This window comes from Portibacter marinus, assembly GCF_021533195.1.
GTDB classification, from domain to species: domain Bacteria; phylum Bacteroidota; class Bacteroidia; order Chitinophagales; family Saprospiraceae; genus Portibacter; species Portibacter marinus.
Genome location: NZ_JAJNKB010000001.1, coordinates 474,237 through 496,852, shown reverse-complemented (window position 1 = coordinate 496,852; position 22,616 = coordinate 474,237). Strand labels below are relative to the sequence as shown.

Sequence of the window (22,616 nt, the reverse complement as noted above, 5' to 3'; positions counted from 1 at the left end):
GCAATTAGTTGTTATTTGATTATAACAAGTTAGGCACAAAAAGTTGTGGTCTATTTTAAGGTTTAAGCGTATGGCTTCCAGAGATGGAGGCCTTTTTTTATTGATAGTGGCTATGTTCCACCAAATTCTCTTTAGCCCAAAGCAATAGGCTATTGGTTTTTCCTGAAAGCATCAGTTTTTTACTGATGTTACTTCGGTGTTTCTCTACAGTCTTTGTAGAGATAAATAATTGATTGGCAATCTGAGGCGTTGTCCTATTCATACTAATAAGCAATATGATTTTAAGTTCAGAAGGGGTCAGACTCTCCGCACTATCGGGATTTTTGAAATCCAACTTGAAACTTTTGTGCAATTCATTGCTGACATAAATTTCACCTTCTTCAATTGCATGAAGACAAATCTGAAATTCTTTTCGACTATTGGCATCGTATATAAAACCCTTTACGCCCCATGTCATTCTATCTCTATAATAGGAGTGTACATTATAAGAAGAGATCAATACAATGGGTATTTGAGCATCCTCGACCTTGTTAAGTTTGACTATTTCGGAAAGCGCTGTATTAAAGTTTTGGTGGTCAAAAACAAGATAGTCAGGTAAATGCTAGCTTACGTTCTGGAGTAATCTTGAGTTATTTCTCAATTCTACGATCTCAAACTGATCTTCTAATCTTGACAATGAGGAAGTTAAATCTGAGTTTTGTACAGATAGTAAAATTTTGGACCTAAGGCTCATATCATTTGCACTGCAATAGCTTCTGAAGATCAATAAAAATCCTCAGGAGTATTTTTTACAAAGAAATTTTTATTCAGAAACCTTGGGTGTTGAGAAATGCACTGAATATTTATACTAATCAATAGCAAAAATACTATTCTTTTCATCTAATAGTAGTTTTTGGGTCACAATGTATGTAAGGGTAAGCACCTATTTTGGGGTTGATGTCCAATAATCCTCCATCACATCAATTATTGCTTATATATCGGTGGATACCCTTATATAGTGCTTGATGTTTATGAAGTATTTTTAGTATATATATCAAATACAAAGAGTTATAAAATTAGTATTACACTTTTTTCAGTCAAACCTGGTTGTACCGTTTATCGTGGAAGCGAACGAATTGCTGACCATTCGGTAAGGGTGGCAGACCAGCCATCAAGAAAAAGGTGTTTTAGGGTGTCGAAAGACCCCACAATGAGCGGGGGATTCTGAAGTGTTTTCTCCCGCTCTTTTATTTCATCAAGCTTATCAATTCCATTATCTTTTATTTTCTTTGCATTTCAATAACTTAGACATATGAAAATAATAGACGGCAAGCAGCTTGCGCAGACCATTAAGAATGAAATTAAAGAGGAGGTGGACCAAATTAGGGCTGAAGGTGGTAATATCCCTCACCTTGCAGCTGTTCTGGTAGGAGACAATCCTGCTAGTCGCTCTTATGTAAGAAACAAGGTAAGATCATGCGAGTTTGTAGGATTCGAATCGACACTGATTCAAAAGGATGCAGGAATCAGTGAGGAAGAACTCTTAGAAATTATTGATGAATTGAACGAAAATGAAGACATTGATGGATTCATTGTGCAGCTACCTTTACCAGACCATATCGACGAAACGAAGGTGACGCTTGCCATAGATCCGAAAAAAGATGTAGATGGCTTTCACCCTGTAAATTTCGGACGGATGGCACAGGGCCTCGATTGTTTTTTACCTGCTACGCCCTATGGTATTTTGCAAATGCTGGAAAGATATAAGATTGATACATCCGGTAAACATTGTGTCGTGATCGGCAGAAGTAATATAGTCGGAACTCCTATGAGCATTCTGCTTTCTCGTAAAGCGAATCCGGGAAATTGTACGGTGACCCTGACCCACAGTCGGACCAAGGATCTCGGAGCCGAAATTTTAAGAGCTGATATCATTGTAGCGGCTATTGGAATTCCGAATTTCGTAGGATCAGATATGGTTAAAGAAGGAGCAGTGGTGATCGATGTAGGAATTAATAGGGTTGAGGATGAAACGCGAAAGTCGGGTTATCGCCTGGTAGGTGATGTGGATTTTGATGCTGTTGCCGATAAAGCGTCCTACATTACACCTGTACCAGGAGGTGTAGGACCTATGACGGTTACTTCTCTGTTGATGAATACATTAAAAGCTTCAAGGTTGAAGCAATGATTGATTACGTTTCTGTAAAATTTGAGATTGCTGACCCTATTCAGCGAGAAGTTCTCAACTACAGGCTCAGCGAAGCGCAAGTAGAGAGCATAGAAGAACTTGACGATCATCTGCTTGCTTATTTCACTAAGGAGACGTGGCAAAGCGTATCAAAGCTTTCAGTTTTTCAGGCTTTAGACCCTCAGGTTTCTGATGTCAAGCATGAGAATTGGAATGCGAAGTGGGAAGCGGGGTTTAAGCCTGTATCGATAGATGATTTCTGCTATGTCAGAGCACCCTTTCATAGTAAGGGTCGTGAAGAGTTGATCGATATCATTTTAGAACCCAAAATGGCTTTTGGGACAGCACATCATGAAACCACCTACATGATGATGTCTGAAATGAAAGGGTTCATCGAAAAAGGACAAAATGTTTTGGACTATGGATGCGGAACGGCCATTCTGTCCATCCTTGCAGAAAAGCTCCACGCCAGGTCTATCTATGCCATTGACATAGAAGAGAATGCCATCGAGAATTCGAATTATAATGCTGCTATCAATGGATGTACTAAAATTACCTGTGAGCTAAAGGTTCTGGCCGAAATAGCTCCCAGAAAATTTGATCGAATACTGGCAAATATTAATCGCAATGTATTATTGGAATCAGCAGAAGCTTTAATAGAGCATACAGAAAAGGGTGGACAATTGTTGTTGAGTGGAATCCTTATCAATGACGAAAAACTGGTCAGCGATAAATTTGAAAGCGTGGGTTTTACATTATTAAGTTCCAGGTCAAAGGGAGAATGGAAATGTCTAAAATTCAGTCGTCCCAATTCTTGATGATCTGATAGACTCGATGAATAGGTAATCCCATGATGTTAAAATAACTACCCGAGATTTTGTCCACTGCGACCATACCAAGACCATCCTGAATGCCATATGAACCGGCCTTATCGTAAGGAGCTGAGGTACTGATGTAATTTTCAATTTCCTGATTGGTGAGTTCGTGAAAAAACACTTCCGAAACATCACTGAAATTCACTTGCTTTTTACGATCTTTTAGACATACACCGGTAATAACTACATGCTTCTCACCCGAAAGTTTGGATAACATCCTTCTTGCATCACTTTTATCAATAGGCTTTCCCAAGATTTCCTTTTTACAAATGACGATGGTATCAGAAGTAAGTAAGATACCATCATCCGGTATCTCTGTGACAGCTTCTGCCTTTTTCAATGCCAGGTACTCTGCAACTTCTTCACGATCAAGGCTTTCTGGAAACGTCTCTTCGACATCGACCTCAACTAATTCGTAGGGAAACCCAGCATTTTCAATTATTTCTCGCCTGCGAGGGGACTTAGAAGCCAGGTAAATCTTATGCATAAGTATACCTTAAGTGGATCAAAATATAAATTAATCCTAAAACCATAATACCCTTTATGAATCTACTGGCCATTGTATATTTTCTCTTATTTCTCTCCTTGGTGATCAAGTAGTAGGCTAGAATAACAAGCGGTAGCCAGATCAATAGAGGAAAGGTGATTTGTTCAATGGGATTGTGTCCTAATCGATTGACCCTGAAATAAATATAAGAAAGAATGAGTAAAATAATGTTCAATGCAATGCTAAAGTAATCTGCCTTTTTGAATCCCAAAACTGTGGCAATCGTGATCGTACCTGTTCGAAGATCTCCTTCAAAATCTTCACAATCCTTCACGATCTCTCTGATCAGATTGGCCATAAAGGCAAAGATGGCAAAACCAAATGTATCTATATATAGGGCTTGATGCACAGATGGTGCGCTCTGCTGTAATTGAGTCAAAGAATGCTGTTCTATAAAGATAAAGATAAATGGTACACCACCTATGAGAAGGGAGACGATCACATTACCCATCAGGACCGTAGATTTCAGTACTCTGGAATACAGCCACAAAACCAAAATACAACCTGCACAAATCGCCAGGACATTAAAGTTCCAGGTTCTGTAAAAGATATAAGTGGCACTGATGAATGCCAGTAGATTTAATACCAGATAGAGGTTTCTGGCCGTTTTCACAGAGATTTTCCTGCCTAACGATTTGGCTGGCCGATTCACAGCGTCAGCACGCATGTCAAATATATCATTGATGGCATAACCTGCGCCGGCAATCATCATGACCATGATCATTAGTAAGGTAAACAGGAAGGTATTTAGGGACGGATCAACCCCATTTTCGATTAATGCTGGTGATACCATAAAGAACCAAAAGATCATCATGGTGATACCGATGATCAATAAGTTCGCCGGTCTCAAAATGCTCACCATTTATTCTGGCTTCTCATCACTCTTTCAATAACGTCTCTGACACAGCCACGACCTCCCTCATAAGGAGACACATACTCACAAGTGTCGATAATTTCAGGAACAGCATCCTTAGGACAACAAGACAGATAGACCGCTTTGAGTACTTTACAGTCTGGTAAGTCATCACCCATATACAATGTGGTTTCCGGGTCTAATTTACCCGATTCTACCATTTCGCTAAACAACTGCATTTTGTCTCTGATACTGATATGAACTTCTTTCATGCCCAATTTGGTCAGTCGATCTTCCACTCCTTTTGAATGTCCCCCGGAAATAATGATCATATTGTAGCCCGCTAGAACAGCGCGCCTTCCCGCATAACCATCTTTAGAATTCATGGTTCTTAGGAGCTCTCCACTCTCCGTTACTTGTAGAGAACCGTCAGTCCAGACACCATCAACATCGAAGATGAGCGTTTCTATTTTGGAAAATTTATCAAAAACTATTGATTGTCGCGCCATTCATAAACCCATTTAGCTTGAATTTGCTCCAGATGCCCTTCACTGCAATCTTCGCGCTTTCCTTCAAACCCGGGCAAGGCAAGGACCCACTCAATCAATTCTGTAAATCTGATTCGGTAGATCTTACTTTCTGTAAAATCATCTCCAAATTGATCATAAAGCTTCATGGCTATATCCTCGTGGTCCGACCAGGAATAAGGCATGTCATCTAAATCTTCAAATCCCATATTGTTCTAATGTTCGTGTCCTATGATTTGTTTTTGATCTGGTATTTCAACTTCAATTTCAGCATTGTCATCAAGAATGATACATTGGCATGCCAAGCGAGACTCCAATCTGGGATTGATAGCTCGATCTATAAAATCCTCCTCTTTATCAGAAATCTCTTCTAAATCCTCCTCACCTTTTTCAACATAAATATGACATGTACTGCATGCGCAAACTCCCCCACAGTTATGATTGAGGTGTATATCATTATCTTCTGTGATTTCAAGAATTGAATATCCTTCTTCTGCATTCTCTACCACCTTAGTAGGAATGTCTTTATCTTCAAATGTAAATGTAATTCTAGCCATAATTCTTAAGCTGCAAAGCTATCATAAATTTTCGTTCTATACCTAGCAATGACTAAGTTAATAGAATTGTTTATTAACGTCAGTAGAACCGATATATGACAAAAAAATAGATACTTCCAACAGAAGAGGGATGATTTTTGTTATAATTAATTAAATTAACGTCTTATAGACCGATAATCAGAATAATATGTCAGAGACGAACGAGATAAAAGGAGCACCGAAATTTAAGTTCAGAGAGCTTATGGTCTATTCTTCGACAGAATGGCTGGCTGACAATAAAAAGAAATATAGACAGGTTTTCGATCGCTACGAGACTTCTTACATTTATGCTGAACTTTCCTTTCACAATAAAGAGTTTGATCGAGCAGTATGGGAAGTTAATATTGATTTAAAATGTTACGACTCACTTAATGCGAATAAGGAAGTCTGCGCTTTAAGTTTTAAGCGCAAGGTCAGCAAATACGATAATGTTGTATTCATCAGAGAAGGTTGGGGCAATAAGAAAGAAGGGGTATTCTGGAAGAAAGGTACCTATTACTGGGAAGCCTGGATCGATGGAGAAAAAGTTGCAACCAAGTACTTTTATGTCGAGGATGTTGGAGTCAAGAAGAATCCGCAGGAAAATCTGTATTTTGATCTGGAGTCATTAAAATTGTATGAAGGTAAATATGATGATGTAAATGAGCCTGATAGGACCTATTTAGTTGAATTTTCAGGAGAAGAAACGAGATATATTTACAATGAGATCATCCTCAAAAATAAGAACAGGAAGGAGGAGTGGCATTGTGAGATTTTTGCAAAGTTTTATAACGAAGCCAGAGAGTTAAAGGGACAGGTTACCAGATTGCAGACCGTAAAGCAGGATGAGGAGCAGATCAAAATTAGTGCAGGTTGGGGTTCCAATGTCAAAGGTTCATGGAGAGATGGCAGATATACAGTAGAACTGGTTTTTATGAATAAGCTAATTGCTGTGGTCCCTTTTATGGTAGGAGAAGTTTTTGAGGAAGGTATTCCAATGGTTCAACTCCCCAACAGTAAAGTTCCCGTCGTTCTGACTCCGGGTGAAGATGAAAATCAGACATTCGAGGAGTTGATGATGAGGCTAGACGGATTGATAGGATTATCTCACATTAAAAAACAAGTCAGGGAACACGCGCAATACATTAAATTTCTGCAGTTGCGTAAAGACAAAGGCTTTGAGGAAAAAGATGATATCAATGTGCATTCCGTATTTAAAGGTAATCCCGGAACAGGAAAGACTACGGTTGCCAGGCTCATGGGCCTGATTTATCGAAAAATGGGACTTCTTTCTAAAGGTCATGTACATGAGGTCGATCGAGTTGATCTTGTGGGAGAGTATATTGGACAGACCGCACCTAAGGTGAAAGAAGCCATCGAGAAGGCCAGGGGCGGAGTTTTATTTATTGATGAGGCCTATGCACTGGCAAGGGCCAATGATGATTCGAAGGATTTCGGACGGGAAGTGATCGAAATTTTAGTGAAAGAAATGTCTAATGGCCCTGGTGATATGGCGGTTATTGTAGCTGGTTATCCGAAGGAGATGGAACATTTTGTGGCATCTAATCCCGGGCTTAAATCGCGTTTCAAGCTTTTCTACGAATTTAAAGACTATCTACCCCAGGAATTATCTCTAATTGCGGAGTATGCTTGCGTTGAAAAGGAAGTGGTTCTTACGGAAAGCGCCAAAGCCGTTATTGATGAGTTGATCGTAGCTGAATACCGGGAAAGAGACAAAACTTTTGGCAATGCAAGATTCGTGTTTGATCTCATTGAGAAGGCCAAGGTAAATTTAGGATTAAGGGTGATGAAGGGCAAGCCTGCAGAGATGGATGCCAGAGCGCTTTCTGAAATTAACGTTTCTGATGTGGTAGCGATTAAGAATGAGGAGAGAATGGAAAGGCCTAATATTCCGGTTGATTATAAGTTGCTTGATCTAGCTCTTTCGGAACTGAATAGTCTCATTGGCATCGAAAATGTGAAGAAGCAGATACGCGAGTTGGTAGAAATCGTAAAATATCACAAGGAGAGCAGGAGAGATGTATTGAATAATTTTTATCTGCATACTGTATTTGTTGGTAACCCGGGGACCGGAAAAACTACTGTCGCCAGAATTTTGACCAAAATATATAAGGCATTAGGTATCTTGGAACGGGGCCATATGATCGAAACGGACCGCCAGGGTTTGGTAGCAGGCTTCGTAGGCCAGACAGCCACCAAGACAGCTGAAAAAATTGAGGAAGCGATGGGCGGCGTATTGTTTATTGATGAGGCTTACGCTTTGTCAAATTATAACGGTCTCCAGGGAGATTACGGTAATGAAGCCATTCAGACCATATTAAAGAGGATGGAAGACCATAGGGGTGAATTCTTCATCTTCGCAGCTGGATATCCGGACAACATGGAAGTTTTCTTAAAAGCTAATCCTGGTCTAAGCTCGCGCTTTGATAAGATTTTAAAATTTGACGACTACACACCCACTGAATTATCGATGATCGCCATGAAAATGATTAGCGATGAGAAATATCACATTACTCCTAAAGCTGTGAAGTTACTGTCTGAAAAGTTGCAATTCGCGCATAGGTTTAGGGATAAGTTTTTTGGTAACGCCAGGGACGTTCGCAATATCGTTTTGGAGATTATTAAAAACCAAAATTTGAGACTCTCTTCCCTAAAGCTTGAGGACAGACCTAAGAATGGTGGTGCCCAGATCGTTTATGATGATGTCTATGTGCTCAATTTAGAAGAAGATATGAAAGTCTTTAATAAGCCAAGCATTGGTTTTAACAAGTAAATTAGAACTTCACATTTATACCTGCTTTTGCGTTCAATCCAAAATTCGAATAATCATACCATTGCTGATATTCACTTGCAAGTAGATTATTGACTTCACCGAATACTGAAAATTGATTGGCTACCTGATAGCTAGCCCTGATATTCGCATCTAACATATAAGGCAATTCCACCACTTCCCGATCGTCACTAATGACTGTAATGCCATCTCGTATGAAGATAGCAGGACTGATCGTTAATTTGTTATTAAGTAAATGATAGCGAGCGCTCAGATCAAAATGATAGGAAGGCAATTGCCATACGATCTCATCGTAGTAGATGTATTGGAAATGGGTTAAAACTTCCAATTGATCAGAAAGTTTATACTCTAATCCCACGTTCACATCCAATATGTTAAAACTATCTTGTTCTATTAGAAATTGACGAAGGCCCTGATCATCTAAATGATTTCGAAACATAACCAGGTCATCTGTCGAGCCATAGGCCACATTGACATCATAATGAAATCCCTTTAACTTACCTCTTGCTCCTATACCGTAGCGGGTCACTATACTATTGCGTAAATTAGAAATAATTTCAGTGGATAGGAATGGATTATATGCGATCAATGGCACCAGGTTGTTCTTTTGCAATTCAGCTTTCAAAAATAAATAGGGTATTAAACCGTAATCTAAAGGTGAAAAACTCAATTCAACATCTGGAAGGAAGTAATTTCTTCCTTCAGGACCAAAAGCAAAATCCAATCCCGCGAAGATGCCGAAAGCTTCGGTATGATAAGCCATACCAGGCTTAATGTGGTAGTTGTTATAGGCAATTGTCGCTGTATCCAAAATACTGCTGATATCCGCAATACCATCCAATTTCAGATCAAATCTATTGCCTATGCTTTTATTGACACCTAACTTGATTAAGAAGTTATTTTCTACCGCGTTTTCATTTCTCAATGACAAATTTTTATAGTCTAATCCCAATTGATAGTCCACGCCATATTCGTTCTCCGAAGCATTGAAAAATTTGAAGCCAAAGCCATAATCAGTGATCGCTCTTGAGTAAATACTGGTATCCGCAATCGTGGATTCGTCAAAGGGAGATCCATAAAAGTTGACATTTCTCTGATGGTAACCACCTTGAACCTGGAAAGAAACCAGTTCGTTAAAGTGATGTCTGATCAATAAGTCTGTGTTCAGGTGACTGTATTTCTGAAACCTCTCTAGTTTATTCTCCTGGGTTAAATAATCAGCCTGCAAATCAAATTCGGTTTCATTTTCAGTCATGTAATGATAACCCAATGCTGCGTTTAGAGTATTCAAATTACCCGCAGAGGCGGTGATAAAGCCATTGTATTTTTTAGGAAGTTCTTCTTTAGGCATGCCTAATGGCCTGATGGATGGTTCAGGGTATTCCAGTTCCAAAGGTTTGATGCTCACTGCGTAGTTAAATTGCTCCAATACCCGCTGGGCAGGTGGCTCGGGTATGGTATTGATTTTACGAGCATCTTCCAGTCTGGCTTCAAACTGCTTAATGACCTCTACTTGCTCCGCTGGTAAGTCTTTGATGGTGTCTCTTACTTGGGAGTATATGGGTTGACACAAACAAACAAACGCTATGATTAAAATCTTATTCATTTTCTTTAATTGTATCCAGGTTAATCGTTTTATTGTCTTCTATTCTTGTCTCATCTGCTTCTCGCGCAAGAATCATTTCTAATTTTGAAGCGGCTTCAGATTGAAGTTCTTCCGATTCCGGAAAGTTTTCTATAACGGCCTCTACGGCTGCTTTGGCATTGAATAAATCTCCTAAACCAATTGTTATATCAGCGAGAAGCAATAAATTTTTAGCTACCCAAAAAGGATAAGCAGTGGAATTGCTGATAGATTCCATAGTGATGTCTTCAGCAGCTTCCAGATCTCCTTTTTTGAAAACAATCTCATTACGTAAATATTTGGCTTCAGCAGAATTTTCATTGTCAACCAACAACACGACCTGCTCGAAATTTTGACTTGCGGCGTCCAGGTTTTCCTTCAGATAGTGCATCTTCCCTGCATAAAAATGGGCAAGAGCTTTATCTTCTTTACTAACCAGCGGATTAAGTATCACTTTGCTGGTATAAGCAAGTGACGCTTCGGGATCACCAAATCGATAGGCAGATCTCATTGCTCCTAACTGTGCCTCGTATTTTTTCAGTTGATCGCTTGTGACTTCACTCAAAAGGCTATAGTAGTTGAATGATTCTTCAAAACGCTTCAAATCATTGTAGGTAATCAGTGCAGCCTTAAGAATCGCATCTTCGTAATATTCAGATGGGCCGGCTTTGATTACCACATCATAATCAGGAAGTGCTTCGGCATACTGCTTTAAGATCGTTTTACTTTCAGCTCTATTGTAGATTGCGTTCAACCTATTAATACCTGTTGGGAAATTGTCAATATATTTTGTATAACTTTCAATGGCTTCTATATACTCACCGTTTTCAAACTTACCCTGGGCTGCAATGTAAGTGAGGGAATCTCGCTCCAAACTAGACATTTTGTAACCTGTAGCTTTTTCTACAAGTTCTGCAAAATCATCTGCTCTGCCTAAATCTTGAATATAGATTTCTTGAAGAGCAATGAGCGCTTCCTGAGCTTCTGTTTTAGAAGGATTGTTATCAAATAGATTGGTATAGTAATCGATGGCCTTTTGGGTTTCTCCTTTGTTGTAGGCAATTAATCCAAGTTTTAAAAGTGCTCTGGTAATCAAAGGAGATTTCCGATCTAATTGAATGATCTTGCTATAAGCTATTTCTGCTGCTCTCGGTTGGTTTAGTGCCAATTGTGTTTCACCAATTTGAAAATAGGCGTCGTCTTTAAAAGAGGAATTCGGAGTTTTTTCCAGCAATTCTTCCATTAAAACTATTTTCTCATAAGGTTGACCTTGCAGGCCTTTAATCATCCCTAATTGAAAAAAGGCGTAGTCCTGTCCTGGAAAGTTAATCTGTGATGCCAATTTATAGTGTTCAGATGCCTTCGCATAATCATTAACCGTAAAATAAGCGTCTGCAATTCTATTTAGAGCGTCTGCATATATTCTTCTCAAACGAATCTCGGGACTGGCCCGAAAATTTTGCTGGTTCATCAGCATCTTACTCTTGGTGAATTGGTCCAGAGCATTGGTGTAATCTTTGGTTTTAAGATGATTATAGCCTTGCAGGTAATGAGCTAAAACAGGACTAGCGCTAGCAGGCAATGACCCAGTCATTTCTGCCAGTGTAAAATACTGATTCAGGTACTTGATGCTTTCGTCATAATTTAACTGTTGGTGGAGCAAGTCACCTAAATGAAAGAGTATAATAGCAGTGTAGTAATTATCAACAGGAGTTTGAGCGGCCTTTTTAAGTGTCTGAAGTGCCAATGAAATATTTCCATCATTGATCAACTGAATGCCTCTTTCCAAAATCACTTTTTGATAAGCCTTCAAGACTTCAGGTGCTTTTTGTTGCATATTTTCAATGGTCGCAATAACCATTGAATAGTCCTTAGATGATTCAAAAAGATTTCCCAGAACTTTCTGAGCTTCCGTATAGTGCTTGGCTGTGGGAGGAATATCAATGAGCGTGTTAATAGCTGCACGATCGTACCCTAATTCAGCAGAGAGTTTCCCGTAATTGAAAGTGGCTTCTTGTTTAAGATCAGGGAAATAAGAGAAATTCATTACATTTTTAAAGGAGATTCTAGCATCTTCCTTATTCCCTAGTTTGAGATAAGCATCAGCCAGATAGTTATTGCTGATCTGTCCCATTTCTGAATCCAGGTTGCTTAACTCAAGAAAGTTAACAGCAGCTTTTTCAAATTGACCCACCTGATATTGAGAAAAAGCCAGTTGATAGAAGTCTTCCTTCCTCATTTTTCTGGATTGAGACTCATAAAACTCTAAGTGAGGAAGTGCATTCGCATAATCACCCCTCAAAAATAGAGTCTGCCCGAGTATATGCCTTAATTCTTTTCTGTTTTCTACATCGGGATTGTCGAGTTGCTGGGGGATATAATTTAATAAATCATCATAGTTTTTTTGTTCAAAATAGATTTGAGCAATATAGTAGGGAATCCGGCTCTTGTATTCAGGATAGTTTTCAAGAAGGAAAAAATATTCGATTGCTTGATCATAATTCCCATAGAAGAATTGGATCATTGCCATGTAGTAATAAGCCTGAAAATAATATTTAGTATCCTTGCCTAGTATGGATTCGAAGTTACTTTCTGCCTCTTCAAACTCTTTTAGTATAAAATGACTGTATCCTTTCTTGAATAAAACTTCATTCTTGATTTCTTCTGGCAATTTGTCCAATTCAATCAAATCATAATACTCTACCACTTCGGAATGTCGCTTTTGGTCGTATTTTAAGTCTCCAATAATTCTTGCAGCCTCATAAGCGAGTGGTGCCGGTCGGTGCTCGAAAAAATAATCCATGATCTCTTTTTCCCCTTCAGGAAATCCTCCGTAAACAGATGCTTTAGCTGCCATCAACTTAGCCTCAGCTGCCAGTAACGCACTTTTTTCATCATACAATTCTAATGAGATTACTGCAGCTTGTTGAAATTCTTCTTTTGCCAAGCCATATAATTGATTGTCAAAGTGAGCCTTTCCTTTTTTGAAATGAATGTTGGCATCCGTATAGGAAGCAGTAATCTGACCTGAACTGAATGACCACAAAAAAAGAAGAAATACGATAGCAATACTTCGGTACATAAATAAATAGGTTTAGAAAAGCTGGTTAAAAACAGCTTCAATATATTACAACTTATTTTAATGTGTAAAGATTGCTATAAACGATTAATTTTTCGTCATCAAATATTACAAAAACGGAAGAAGACAGAATATTAAGGAGGGATAGTACAAACGGTCCTTACGGTGGTAATATTGTTTGTCAGAATACAACCTTTAGCCGAAAATGCAATGATGGTTGTCTTTAGCGAACGTTATTATCATCAAAATTTATAAGTCAGGCCATTACGTACTTGATAATTTAAACCAGGTACATTTTCAGGTGGTTCAGCATCATAAAGAAAGCTTACGCTAGTGGTGAATCTTAAGTTAGAGGTAATGGCAAAATCAAGATTGCTGTCATTGAACACCCTAAAGTCATTGAAGTCTTTGATTAAAGGTTGGATATAAGTGGTGTTTGAAAGACTAATGCCCTTTTCGGGAAGTAGGGTAAAAGTAAAGTAGGAACTGATTCTATGATCTCTATTTACGATTTCAGGATTGGTCAAATGTTCTATTTCATACATATAAGCAATCCCATAATAAAACTTTGCTTTTTCATACTGAGAAAGCTTTATACGTGGGCCTACACCATTTAGTATTCTACTTTCTATTTTAGTCAATGTATTGTTCTGGATTTGAAAAAAATATTCCATGCGAACCCACTCATTGAATTCCCGATTATACCTGAAATGAGCTTGAGCTCTGTTATCGAAATTTTCACCATCAGCATTGATGATGTTATAATTGGCTACAAAAAGGAAGAGATCTTTCAGGGTTTTATATTGAACATGTGAACCAGCATTTACTGAAAATACGGATTTTGTAAATTTGGAAGCGGAAATGCTTAGACTTAGATTGCCAGCCCATCCAATGGTATCTGTGACTAATCTGCGCTGCTCCACATTGTAGACTTGACCTACAGCCCATTGACCTAAAAAAAGAAAAAACAAAACGACTAAAAATCTACTCAAACTCGGACAAAGTTTTTTCTATGATATCACAGCATTCCATCAATTGATCTTCAGTCATGACGAGTGGTGGAGCAAATCTGATGATGTTTCCGTGCGTAGGCTTTGCCAACAAACCGTTTTTTGCCAGGGCAACACATATGTTCCAGGCCGTATCGCTATCTTCATCATCATTGATAACAATGGCATTCAGCAATCCTTTTCCCCTCACTAAATTTACCAAGTCGTGGCTTTCCACCAGTTTTTGCATTCTTTCTCGGAACTTAACTCCCAGTCGGTATGCGTTTACTTGTAGCTCTTCATCCTTGACCACCTCGAGTGCCGCCATAGCTACAGCACATGCTAGCGGATTGCCACCAAAAGTGGAGCCGTGTTCACCGGGTTTGATGCAATCCATGATCTCATCATCCGCCAGAACTGCAGAGACGGGAAAAACACCACCTGACAGCGCTTTACCTAGAATAAGGATATCAGGACGAACTTCAGGCCTGTTTTCACAATGTCCAGTGCAAGTACAATTACCACAGGTTGCCAATAATCTACCGGTTCGAGCAATTCCTGTTTGAACCTCATCGGCAATAAATAAGGCGTTGTGTTCTTTGCAAAGCCGGGCTGCACCTGCTAAATAATCATCATCTGGAACATAAACTCCTGCTTCACCCTGGATGGGTTCTACTAAAAATCCTGCAACATCCGGTTTTTGAAGTGCTAATTCAAGTGCATCAAGATCATTATAGGGAATGACTTCAATTCCAGGCAAATAAGGTCCGAAATTTTTTGTTGCGGTAGGGTCTGTGGAGGCAGAAATTACTCCCAGAGTGCGACCATGAAAATTGCCTTTTGCAAAGATGATCGTAGCTGTGTTGGATTCTAAGCCTTTCTTTTCATATGCCCACTTTCTGCAAACTTTGATTGCAGTTTCAACCGCTTCCACTCCCGTATTGATAGGTAAGACTTTATCATAAGCAAAATATTCTGTGATGTACTTTTCGTACTTACCCAGCATATCATTGTAGAAAGCTCTGGAAGTTAGCGTTAGTTCACTTGCCTGTGCTGTTAGGGCCTGAATTATTCTGGGGTGACAGTGCCCCTGATTGACGGCTGAGTAGGCAGACAAAAAGTCATAGTATTTTTTACCTTCTACATCCCACACGTATACACCTTCACCTTTACTTAGTACGACGGGGAGAGGGTGATAATTATGTGCACCATGCTGGTCTTCTAATGCGATCAGTTCTTTTGAATTCAGTTCAGTCTCTATCATTTGACGCTCTTTTTTGCAAAAATAGGGATTTATTTCACGAGCGCTTGATGAATTGATGAAATCTGTACAAAAAGATTTTCTGAAGCATCATTGAAAATAACATGGTCACTGACTTTCATTTTGCTTTCATCACTAGATTGATTTTGCATTCTTTCTACGACTTCTTCCTGATTCACGCCATCCCTTTTCATTACTCTTTCGATACGAACTTCTTCAGGAGCAACGACCGTTATCAAGTGGTCAAAATCTTTATGAGATCCGTTTTCTACAAATAGCGCAGCTTCATTAATTACGTATTGATGCTTTTTGTGCTTTTTTACAAAATTTTGAAAATCCTCCCGGACTGCGGGGTGGACCAGATTGTTGATTTTTTCCAGTTTTGATTTGTTCTTAAAAATCTTTTCAGCAATCAACTCCCTGTTCAGTTGGCCATCACTATGATAGGCCTTTTTTCCTAGCAATTTGATAATTCCATTTTTAAGTTGTTTGTTTTCAGACATTAATAGTTTAGCATTTATGTCACTATTATAAACCTGGATACCCAATATTTTGAAGATTTCGGCAATGAAAGATTTTCCTGAGCCGATACCACCAGTTAGTCCTATTGTTTTCGGTGCCATTCTTGATGAATTATTATAAATTTGTGATCAATAATACATAGGTGCCTATTGGCACGTTTTGTTTCATAGATATAACCTGAGCTCTTAAGTTATCGAATTAAAGCTTATACATACAAGTTTGTTTGTCGTAATTTTAAGTGTACTGCAAGTGAGTGCACAAATTACAGTTGATTTTTCGGTTGATAAATTCGAAGGATGTAACACAGTTCAATCCAAATTTCAAGATGAATCTTCGAGCACTGCAGGTGATATTGTCTCTTGGGAATGGCAGCTTGGTTCAGTGACCAGTACCCTTAAAGCCCCCGGCAGGGTATTTACAGATGTAGGTGAATACACCATATGCCTCAAGGTGACTGATGCAATGGGAAATGAGGATGAATTATGTAAAGAGGATTTTATAAAAGTGTATGGTAGCCCAATTGCTGATTTTGCCAATGATTTTTCCGTCGGGTGCGCACCGCTTGAAGTAGAATTTAATTCATTGTCCAGCAGCCCAAATGGATCAATAGTACAATGGAGCTGGGGCTTGGGAGGTGATGCAGGAACCATAAGCACGCAAGACCCCAATTTGCAAGCGTCAACAACCTACCTACAGGACGGTACCTACACGGTTACGCTACAAATTACTGATTCGAAAGGTTGTCAGAATACCGTTACGAAGTTGGATCTCATTGAAGTGAGTGAAAGTCCGGAAATTATTGTCACGACTAAGGAAGCGGTGGGTTGCCAGTTTCCCATGACCGTAGATTTTGACAATCTAGGATCATCAGTCGGGATTGAATATGAGTGGGATTTTGGAAATGGTCAGAGTCATATTGGATATGACCCTGGCCCGTTTGTCTATCAAAATGCTGGAAATTATGATGTCACCATTAAGGCTCGCTTTATATCTTCTGGGTGTGAGCATATAGTTGTATTAGAAGACCATATTTCAGAGGGAGGTTTGATTGATTTTGATTTCTCTCCCAAAGTTGGTTGTATCGGTGTAGAAGTACAATTTGAGGATCTATCAAGTATTACAGCGGAGTCGTGGGAATGGGATTTCGGTGATGGTAACACTTCGTCAGAGAGGGATCCAGTACACAGGTTTACGACACCTGGAACCTACGATATAATGCTTTTTAGAAATACTGGAGAGTGCTCTGGAACCAAGATATCTAGTCATCAGATTATCATTAGTGACAATCCGGAAATAAATGGTAGTTATGATAATCCGGCTGGATGTAAATTACCTGCATCTATTACTTTGAATGCCTCGGGCAACGATCAAAATCAATATTCTTGGTTTGTGGGAGAGCCCGGTAATTATGTTGCTACCGGATCAGGGAAAACTGCCGACATCTCAGTTGCCGAGTACGGCACATATAGACTTTCCTTGATTGCCAATAATGAGTTTGGTTGTAAATCTAGCAAACTGTTGGATTCAATTGTCGTTGAGCCACTGATGGTGGAAGTAATAGGCAATTTAGATGGTTGCGTTCCATTCATCGCAGAGCTTGATCTGACCTCCAACGTACCCAGTAATTTAAGTCCCGAAGTTGTGCGATTTACCGGCCCTATCAACGCTACTTTGTCTTCTACTTTTTATGATGTGGAGGTTTTAGAAGAAGGTTCTGCTGACTTTTATGGTATTTTTGAAAATGACCTAGGATGTAGAGATACTTTGGATATTCCTTCTTTAATCAGAGGTGGTCCGGCTCCTTCTGCTGATTTTGAGCTTAGTGATACGGAGGTATGCCCTCAGGACTTGGTTACATTTACTGATTTGTCTTCCGGTGTGGTAGACGAATGGTCATGGAAGATTGGCGACACACTTGTTTTTGACCAACAGAATTTTCAAGCAGATTTTGATTTGCCAGGAGTTTATGATGTAGAACTTACGATAGGAGCAAATGGTTGTTTTGTAAGCAAGATATTAGAGGATCATTTGACTGTTAGTCCGCCTGCTAATAAATTTGATCTGTTATATCATTGCGATGAACCTACAAAAGTCACTGCTATAAATTTAAGTACCCAGGCGGATAGCTGGGATTGGACGTACTCCATAGGTGGACAGACCATTTTGATTAGCAATGAAGATACTGTAGAAATTAACTTTGCAGCTCTAGGAACATATGCCATTTCACTTGAGGCGACTGATATTAGTTCAGGGTGTAGTAATTTGTTAAATCAAATCATAGATCTTAAGGACCCTAAAGCTGACTTTGATATCGACGTAAATAGCGGATGTGCGCCTCTGACGGTGAATTTTATGGATCAATCTACCGACGTAGTTAAATGGGAGTACTTTCCTTCTGGTGCCAACTTTTCTAATCCAAATGGGCCCAATACAGAATTGTTGCTGAGAGTTGCTCATGAATATGATAATATTGGAGTGGTAGTTTCAGATATACACGGATGTACAGACACCATGTATTCAGAAACAATTACCGTAAATGCAGCAAAGGCGCGATTTGCAGCTCCAGACCCGGTTTGTTTTAGTGATGTCTTGTCAGTTACGCCCTTCTCTACCAGTGCTTTTGGTAATATTATAGATTACAAATGGATTCTTGGTGATAACTTGTTAATTAGTAATGAAAAGACTGCAGAATTTACTGCTCCGTCCATTGGAAAATTTGATTTGAAGCTCGTGGTCGAAGATGACTGGGGATGCAAAGATTCCACCACACTTGGGTTAGGTGCTTTTTTTAGAGCGCCCAATTTTAATCTCTTAGCAGATTCATTGGCTTGTACAACTCAACCCTTAACATTTAGGAATGGATTACATTCACCAGGATATCAGTACATATGGGACTTTGGTGATGGCAATACCAGTACAGATGTAGCGCCCATGCATTTGTTTGTTGAAGAGGGAGCTTATCAAGTAAGCGTTACGATCGAGGATGAAGAAAAATGTATTAACTCTATGAATGTAGGAAAGTTAATTGAAGTCGCTGATCCTCACGCTGAATTTCAGGTAGATACCACATTTGCTCCTTGTCCACCATTGATCGTTAATTTTTCGAATTTGTCGCAAAATGCCGTAGAGTATGAGTGGAATTATGGGGATGATAATGGCTCAGGCACTGAATTCGAACCATCACATTTATATTCATATGGTGGTAATTTTGATGTAGAGCTTATCGCCATCAGATCTCAAGTTTGTAAAGACACATTTTCCATAAGTGAGCTCATTAAACTTGATGGTCCCAAAGGAAATATCTCGTTTGAAGTGGATTCTAGTTGTGTGCCATTGAGTGTAAAATTTTTAGCAGACCTTGAAGAAGAGTATAAAATTGTATGGGATTTTGGTGATGGTAATCTTTTAGATATTGAAGAGCCAAAGAGCATTGATAGTGTCATACATACCTACCAAGATCCAGGTAGCTTCGTTCCCAAGATCATATTGACAAATAACAAAGAATGCACCATCATTCGTGAAGGTGAGTCGATATTAACCAATGATTTGGAAGCCAATTTTATCTTATCTGATTCGTCATTTTGTGATTTTATCCCCAACTCTGTGCTGCTCACTGCTATATCCGAATCAACTTCACCGATACAATCTACAAATTGGAATATTTCCGGTGCTCAGCAAGAATCACTGGAAGGAAATCAGGATAGCTTTCAGCCAGCAGTTACAGGGTTCTATAATGTCGAGTTAATCGTAAGGAGCGAATATTGCAATGACACGATTGTCATGGACTCTATTCTTAAAGTAGGAGAGTCTCCAGAAATTACAGTCATTAGAGATACTGTTGTTTGTAAAGGACAGACTGTGGATATAAACTATGTAACAGATGCTTTATCCGAAGATGCACAATGGTTTGCCTGGGATTTACCCATAGATGTTAGTAGTTTCATTCCTTTAGACACTACAGCATATATTATACAAATTGCTAATGAATTTGATTGTCTCACAAGAGATACTGTAGAAGTAAACGTACTGGATGATCATACCAAGTTTGCTGGTGAAGACAGGACCATATGCCTGGGCGAGAGTACTGTAGTCAATATTGATTACGGAGATCAAATTAACTGGCCTACACTTGAAGATTGTCGGGATTGCTCCTCAGTTCAATTATCTCCTTTGATTCCCACCATTTATCCTGTTGAAGTCATCAATGATTACGGATGTGCTGTCAGAGATTCACTATTTATTAATGTTTTGACACAAGACGATATTGATGCCGGTATTGATCAAAAGATTTGCAATGGTCAGCAGGCATTATTAACCGGAAGCGCAATCGGGCAAATTGCCTGGACGCCTTCTACATCTATTCAAAGTGCAGGAGATTTGATAACTTCTGCAGATATCGACGAAACTACCATGTTTACACTAACTTCTATATCAGGTGAATGTATATTACGAGATTCAGTATTGATCGAAGTGGTAAACAAAGCGGAATTACTTGCCATAGGAGATACAATTTGCTATGGTGAAGAAGCGAATTTATTTGCTGGTGGACTGGTTGATGGCATTGAATGGGAAGAAGATGAAACCTTAATGAGTAGTGATGAATATTTTGCGAAAAGCAATACTACTGTAACCCGTGATTACAGAGTTATTGGAATTCTCGAAGGATGTGTTTCTGATACAGCCCAGGTCAATGTATTTGTACATCCTGAAATCAAAGCGGATCTACCTGATGAAAAAATTTATTTCAAGGGTGCCTCCGAAGTGCCCTTAGAAATTCGGAACCTGGGTGATGATGCATACAACTTACAATGGATGCCGGCTGAGATCATTGATTGTCCAAGCTGTGAAAAAGTGAAAGTACGTGTGGATGGTAGCACACTTAATGTATTGGCTAAGATTGAGAACGCTATAACTGGGTGTTTCATAGAAAAGTCAGTGGTGTTGCGAGAAATAGATCAATGTCAGGAAGCTATAAATACCATTGGTGTTCCTAATATATTTTCTCCTAATGAGGATGGCGTTAACGATTACTTAAATATCGACCCGACGATCTTTGTAGACATTCAATCGATCGACATATACGATCGATGGGGTCATAAAATGTTTCATAGCCAAAGTGTGTTAGATGCCTGGGATGGCAACTACAAAGGTAGTCCGGCTACTCCTGGAGTGTATACTTACAAACTGACGGCACAGTGTCCAAACAACGGAGGAAAGCTCATTAAGAGTGGTGACGTAACGCTTATTCGATAATTTCAAACTGTACGCCGGGCACTACTGTATCCTCATCAATGTCTTGCGGAGGCCGTTCTAATAGTTGAGCTTTCAACAGCTTGATCTTCGCTTCAACTTGAGACTTTCTCGTTTCACAGGTAAGTCTGGCTCTATCGGCAAATTTTGAATCAATTAATCTGATTCCTTCGGTGCTGGTAAAATGCATCAGTGGGCCGAAATATTCCATTTCTGCTGTAATCACAAATTGACCGGCAATGATCCTTTCGATAATTTGACCACTCTCTAGTGCCAATGCGGCAGCTTCTTTGTAAGCACTGATTAAGCCGGATACCCCCAATTTTGTTCCTCCAAAATATCTGACAACCACTACGGCGCAATTGGTTAAATTGCGCTTATCCAACTGACCTAAAATAGGTTTTCCAGCTGTTCCGGAAGGTTCTCCATCATCATTGGCCCTGTATTGTTGTCGATCAACACCAATATAATAGGCATAGCAAAAATGTCCTGCTTTGGGATGTTGTTTTTTTAATGCATCAATAAATGTCTCTAAATCCTCTGTTCCAAAAACCGGTACGGCATATGCAAAAAACTTACTGGACTTTTCTTTGAAAAGCGCTTCACTTCTATCCTTTATAGTTAAATAAGAATCCAGCATTTACATCGAAATTAATAAAATAGAGATGATGGATAATATGAGTCCGATCCATTTAAAAAGATTGAGTCTTTCTTGAAAAAAGAGGAAAGCTAGAAGTGCTGCTACCGATATGATTCCTACATTGTTAATCGGAAAAAGTACCGATGCCTCCCATCCTTCTACAAGTAAATAGAGTAAGAGATAGATCGAGTAAAAATTAGGAATTCCAAGACAGATTCCTGCCAGTACGTTTTTGAATTTAAATTCAGATTTACCTCTTGATATATTAAAAATCATGATGATAAACCCTGTCAACCCAGCAATTCCGAAAATAGCGCTTACTACAGAAATATCTGAACCTGTAGAGATGCCATTGACATTCATATAAAAAAGCAATACTTCAATGATGGCAGCAATACAGTAGACGCCAAGTATCAACCACGTATATTGCTTAAAAACCGAAGCCGTTACAGGCTTGTTCCTCGCTGGTAACTGAATGAGTATGATGGCTAAGATGGCGCCAATGATTCCTGCCACTTTCAGAGTAGTTACGGATTCATTGTAGAACAAAATGGCAATACTCGCAGGGACTATCAGAGATAATTTTTGAACCAAGGCCGTATACGAAATTCCTATTTTCTGAGTGGCAGTGGCATTAAAATTAAATCCAGCTATGAACAGTAAACCAAGGAAGCACACATAAGGGAACCATGGCATAGACATAAAGTCTTGGGGTATGGGAAATTTGCCGAGCTGAAAGGTCCCTACCAGGAGACAGGTCAAGTAATTAAAAACAATGGCTTGAAAGTTATTGATTCCAAACCTGGGGAAAAGCTTGAATATGATGGCAATCATCACATTCACTGTGATGCAAAGCAAGAGTATCGACATAGCGCGAATATCGTATTAAATATTT

17 protein-coding genes are annotated in these 22,616 nt (G+C 39.2%); 4 read left to right on the top strand and 13 right to left on the bottom strand.

The annotated features are described in order from the left end of the window. Positions 1-97: 97 nt before the first annotated feature. A complete protein-coding gene (locus L2567_RS02125; protein ID WP_235296037.1) occupies positions 98-499 on the bottom strand; it encodes a response regulator transcription factor in 402 nt (133 codons plus the stop codon). A gap of 792 nt (positions 500-1,291) precedes the next feature. Here L2567_RS02125 and folD point away from each other — a divergent pair. Beyond that, complete coding sequence (gene folD / locus L2567_RS02120; protein WP_235296036.1) at positions 1,292-2,167, top strand: bifunctional methylenetetrahydrofolate dehydrogenase/methenyltetrahydrofolate cyclohydrolase FolD; 876 nt, start codon at positions 1,292-1,294, stop codon at positions 2,165-2,167. Continuing rightward, positions 2,164-2,985, top strand: a complete 822-nt coding sequence (gene prmA, locus L2567_RS02115; protein WP_235296035.1) for a 50S ribosomal protein L11 methyltransferase — start codon at positions 2,164-2,166, stop codon at positions 2,983-2,985. The genes folD and prmA overlap by 4 nt, the downstream gene beginning before the upstream one ends. On the opposite strand, the gene L2567_RS02110 is transcribed toward prmA, so the two are convergent. From L2567_RS02110 to L2567_RS02090, 5 genes are read right to left on the bottom strand one after another with little or no spacing between them, the layout of a single operon-like run. Then, positions 2,966-3,529 (bottom strand): Maf family protein, encoded by a 564-nt coding sequence (locus L2567_RS02110; RefSeq protein WP_235296034.1) that lies wholly within the window; start codon positions 3,527-3,529, stop codon positions 2,966-2,968. The two genes, prmA and L2567_RS02110, sit on opposite strands and share 20 nt — an antisense overlap. Then, complete coding sequence (locus L2567_RS02105; protein ID WP_235296033.1) at positions 3,522-4,448, bottom strand: geranylgeranylglycerol-phosphate geranylgeranyltransferase; 927 nt, start codon at positions 4,446-4,448, stop codon at positions 3,522-3,524. Before L2567_RS02105 ends, L2567_RS02110 begins: the two co-directional genes overlap by 8 nt. Then, positions 4,445-4,951, bottom strand: coding sequence for a KdsC family phosphatase (locus L2567_RS02100; RefSeq protein WP_235296032.1), 507 nt, complete (start codon positions 4,949-4,951; stop codon positions 4,445-4,447). The genes L2567_RS02105 and L2567_RS02100 overlap by 4 nt, the downstream gene beginning before the upstream one ends. Next, a complete protein-coding gene (iscX, locus tag L2567_RS02095) occupies positions 4,933-5,178 on the bottom strand; it encodes a Fe-S cluster assembly protein IscX (RefSeq protein ID WP_235296031.1) in 246 nt (81 codons plus the stop codon). The genes L2567_RS02100 and iscX overlap by 19 nt, the downstream gene beginning before the upstream one ends. Before the next feature lie 6 nt (positions 5,179-5,184). Further along, a complete protein-coding gene (locus L2567_RS02090; protein WP_235296030.1) occupies positions 5,185-5,526 on the bottom strand; it encodes a 2Fe-2S iron-sulfur cluster-binding protein in 342 nt (113 codons plus the stop codon). 187 nt (positions 5,527-5,713) lie between these two features. Here L2567_RS02090 and L2567_RS02085 point away from each other — a divergent pair, with 187 nt between their 5' ends. After that, the gene (locus tag L2567_RS02085) at positions 5,714-8,338 is read left to right on the top strand and encodes an AAA family ATPase (protein WP_235296029.1); all 2,625 of its coding nucleotides are present in this window, start codon (positions 5,714-5,716) and stop codon (positions 8,336-8,338) included. Between the two features lies 1 nt (position 8,339). Here the strand turns inward: L2567_RS02085 and L2567_RS02080 are convergent, their stop codons facing one another. The 5 genes from L2567_RS02080 to coaE all read right to left on the bottom strand — a co-directional run bounded on the left by L2567_RS02080 (position 8,340) and on the right by coaE (position 15,932). After that, positions 8,340-9,962 carry a TonB-dependent receptor gene (locus tag L2567_RS02080; protein WP_235296028.1) on the bottom strand — a complete coding sequence of 541 codons (1,623 nt, stop codon included), beginning with the start codon at positions 9,960-9,962 and terminating at the stop codon, positions 8,340-8,342. Continuing rightward, a complete protein-coding gene (locus L2567_RS02075) occupies positions 9,955-13,062 on the bottom strand; it encodes a tetratricopeptide repeat protein (protein ID WP_235296027.1) in 3,108 nt (1,035 codons plus the stop codon). The genes L2567_RS02080 and L2567_RS02075 overlap by 8 nt, the downstream gene beginning before the upstream one ends. A gap of 239 nt (positions 13,063-13,301) precedes the next feature. Continuing rightward, entirely contained in the window at positions 13,302-14,051 is a 750-nt protein-coding gene (locus L2567_RS02070) for a DUF481 domain-containing protein (protein WP_235296026.1), read from the bottom strand. Beyond that, a complete protein-coding gene (gene rocD, locus L2567_RS02065) occupies positions 14,044-15,312 on the bottom strand; it encodes an ornithine--oxo-acid transaminase (protein WP_235296025.1) in 1,269 nt (422 codons plus the stop codon). Before rocD ends, L2567_RS02070 begins: the two co-directional genes overlap by 8 nt. Positions 15,313-15,341: 29 nt before the next feature. Then, positions 15,342-15,932: a dephospho-CoA kinase gene (coaE, locus tag L2567_RS02060; protein ID WP_235296024.1), complete on the bottom strand. Its 591-nt coding sequence runs from the start codon at positions 15,930-15,932 to the stop codon at positions 15,342-15,344. Positions 15,933-16,080: 148 nt separating this feature from the next. Here coaE and L2567_RS02055 point away from each other — a divergent pair, with 148 nt between their 5' ends. Beyond that, positions 16,081-21,084 carry a PKD domain-containing protein gene (locus L2567_RS02055; protein ID WP_235296023.1) on the top strand — a complete coding sequence of 1,668 codons (5,004 nt, stop codon included), beginning with the start codon at positions 16,081-16,083 and terminating at the stop codon, positions 21,082-21,084. Here the strand turns inward: L2567_RS02055 and L2567_RS02050 are convergent. Both L2567_RS02050 and L2567_RS02045 read right to left on the bottom strand, forming a co-directional pair. After that, entirely contained in the window at positions 21,074-21,721 is a 648-nt protein-coding gene (locus L2567_RS02050; RefSeq protein ID WP_235296022.1) for an IMPACT family protein, read from the bottom strand. The two genes, L2567_RS02055 and L2567_RS02050, sit on opposite strands and share 11 nt — an antisense overlap. Beyond that, positions 21,722-22,591, bottom strand: a complete 870-nt coding sequence (locus L2567_RS02045) for an EamA family transporter (RefSeq protein ID WP_235296021.1) — start codon at positions 22,589-22,591, stop codon at positions 21,722-21,724. It abuts the gene before it with no gap. Positions 22,592-22,616 lie beyond the last annotated feature (25 nt).

Bases quoted from the DNA above. Each gene is read 5' to 3' on its own strand.
- folD (WP_235296036.1), top strand. From the start codon at position 1,292: ATGAAAATAATAGACGGCAAGCAGCTTGCGCAGACCATTAAGAATGAA.
- coaE (WP_235296024.1), bottom strand. From the start codon at position 15,932: ATGGCACCGAAAACAATAGGACTAACTGGTGGTATCGGCTCAGGAAAA.
- L2567_RS02080 (WP_235296028.1), bottom strand. From the start codon at position 9,962: ATGAATAAGATTTTAATCATAGCGTTTGTTTGTTTGTGTCAACCCATA.
- prmA (WP_235296035.1), top strand. From the start codon at position 2,164: ATGATTGATTACGTTTCTGTAAAATTTGAGATTGCTGACCCTATTCAG.
- rocD (WP_235296025.1), bottom strand. From the start codon at position 15,312: ATGATAGAGACTGAACTGAATTCAAAAGAACTGATCGCATTAGAAGAC.
- L2567_RS02050 (WP_235296022.1), bottom strand. From the start codon at position 21,721: ATGCTGGATTCTTATTTAACTATAAAGGATAGAAGTGAAGCGCTTTTC.
- L2567_RS02075 (WP_235296027.1), bottom strand. From the start codon at position 13,062: ATGTACCGAAGTATTGCTATCGTATTTCTTCTTTTTTTGTGGTCATTC.
- L2567_RS02085 (WP_235296029.1), top strand. From the start codon at position 5,714: ATGTCAGAGACGAACGAGATAAAAGGAGCACCGAAATTTAAGTTCAGA.
- L2567_RS02110 (WP_235296034.1), bottom strand. From the start codon at position 3,529: ATGCATAAGATTTACCTGGCTTCTAAGTCCCCTCGCAGGCGAGAAATA.
- L2567_RS02045 (WP_235296021.1), bottom strand. From the start codon at position 22,591: ATGTCGATACTCTTGCTTTGCATCACAGTGAATGTGATGATTGCCATC.
- L2567_RS02100 (WP_235296032.1), bottom strand. From the start codon at position 4,951: ATGGCGCGACAATCAATAGTTTTTGATAAATTTTCCAAAATAGAAACG.
- L2567_RS02090 (WP_235296030.1), bottom strand. From the start codon at position 5,526: ATGGCTAGAATTACATTTACATTTGAAGATAAAGACATTCCTACTAAG.
- iscX (WP_235296031.1), bottom strand. From the start codon at position 5,178: ATGGGATTTGAAGATTTAGATGACATGCCTTATTCCTGGTCGGACCAC.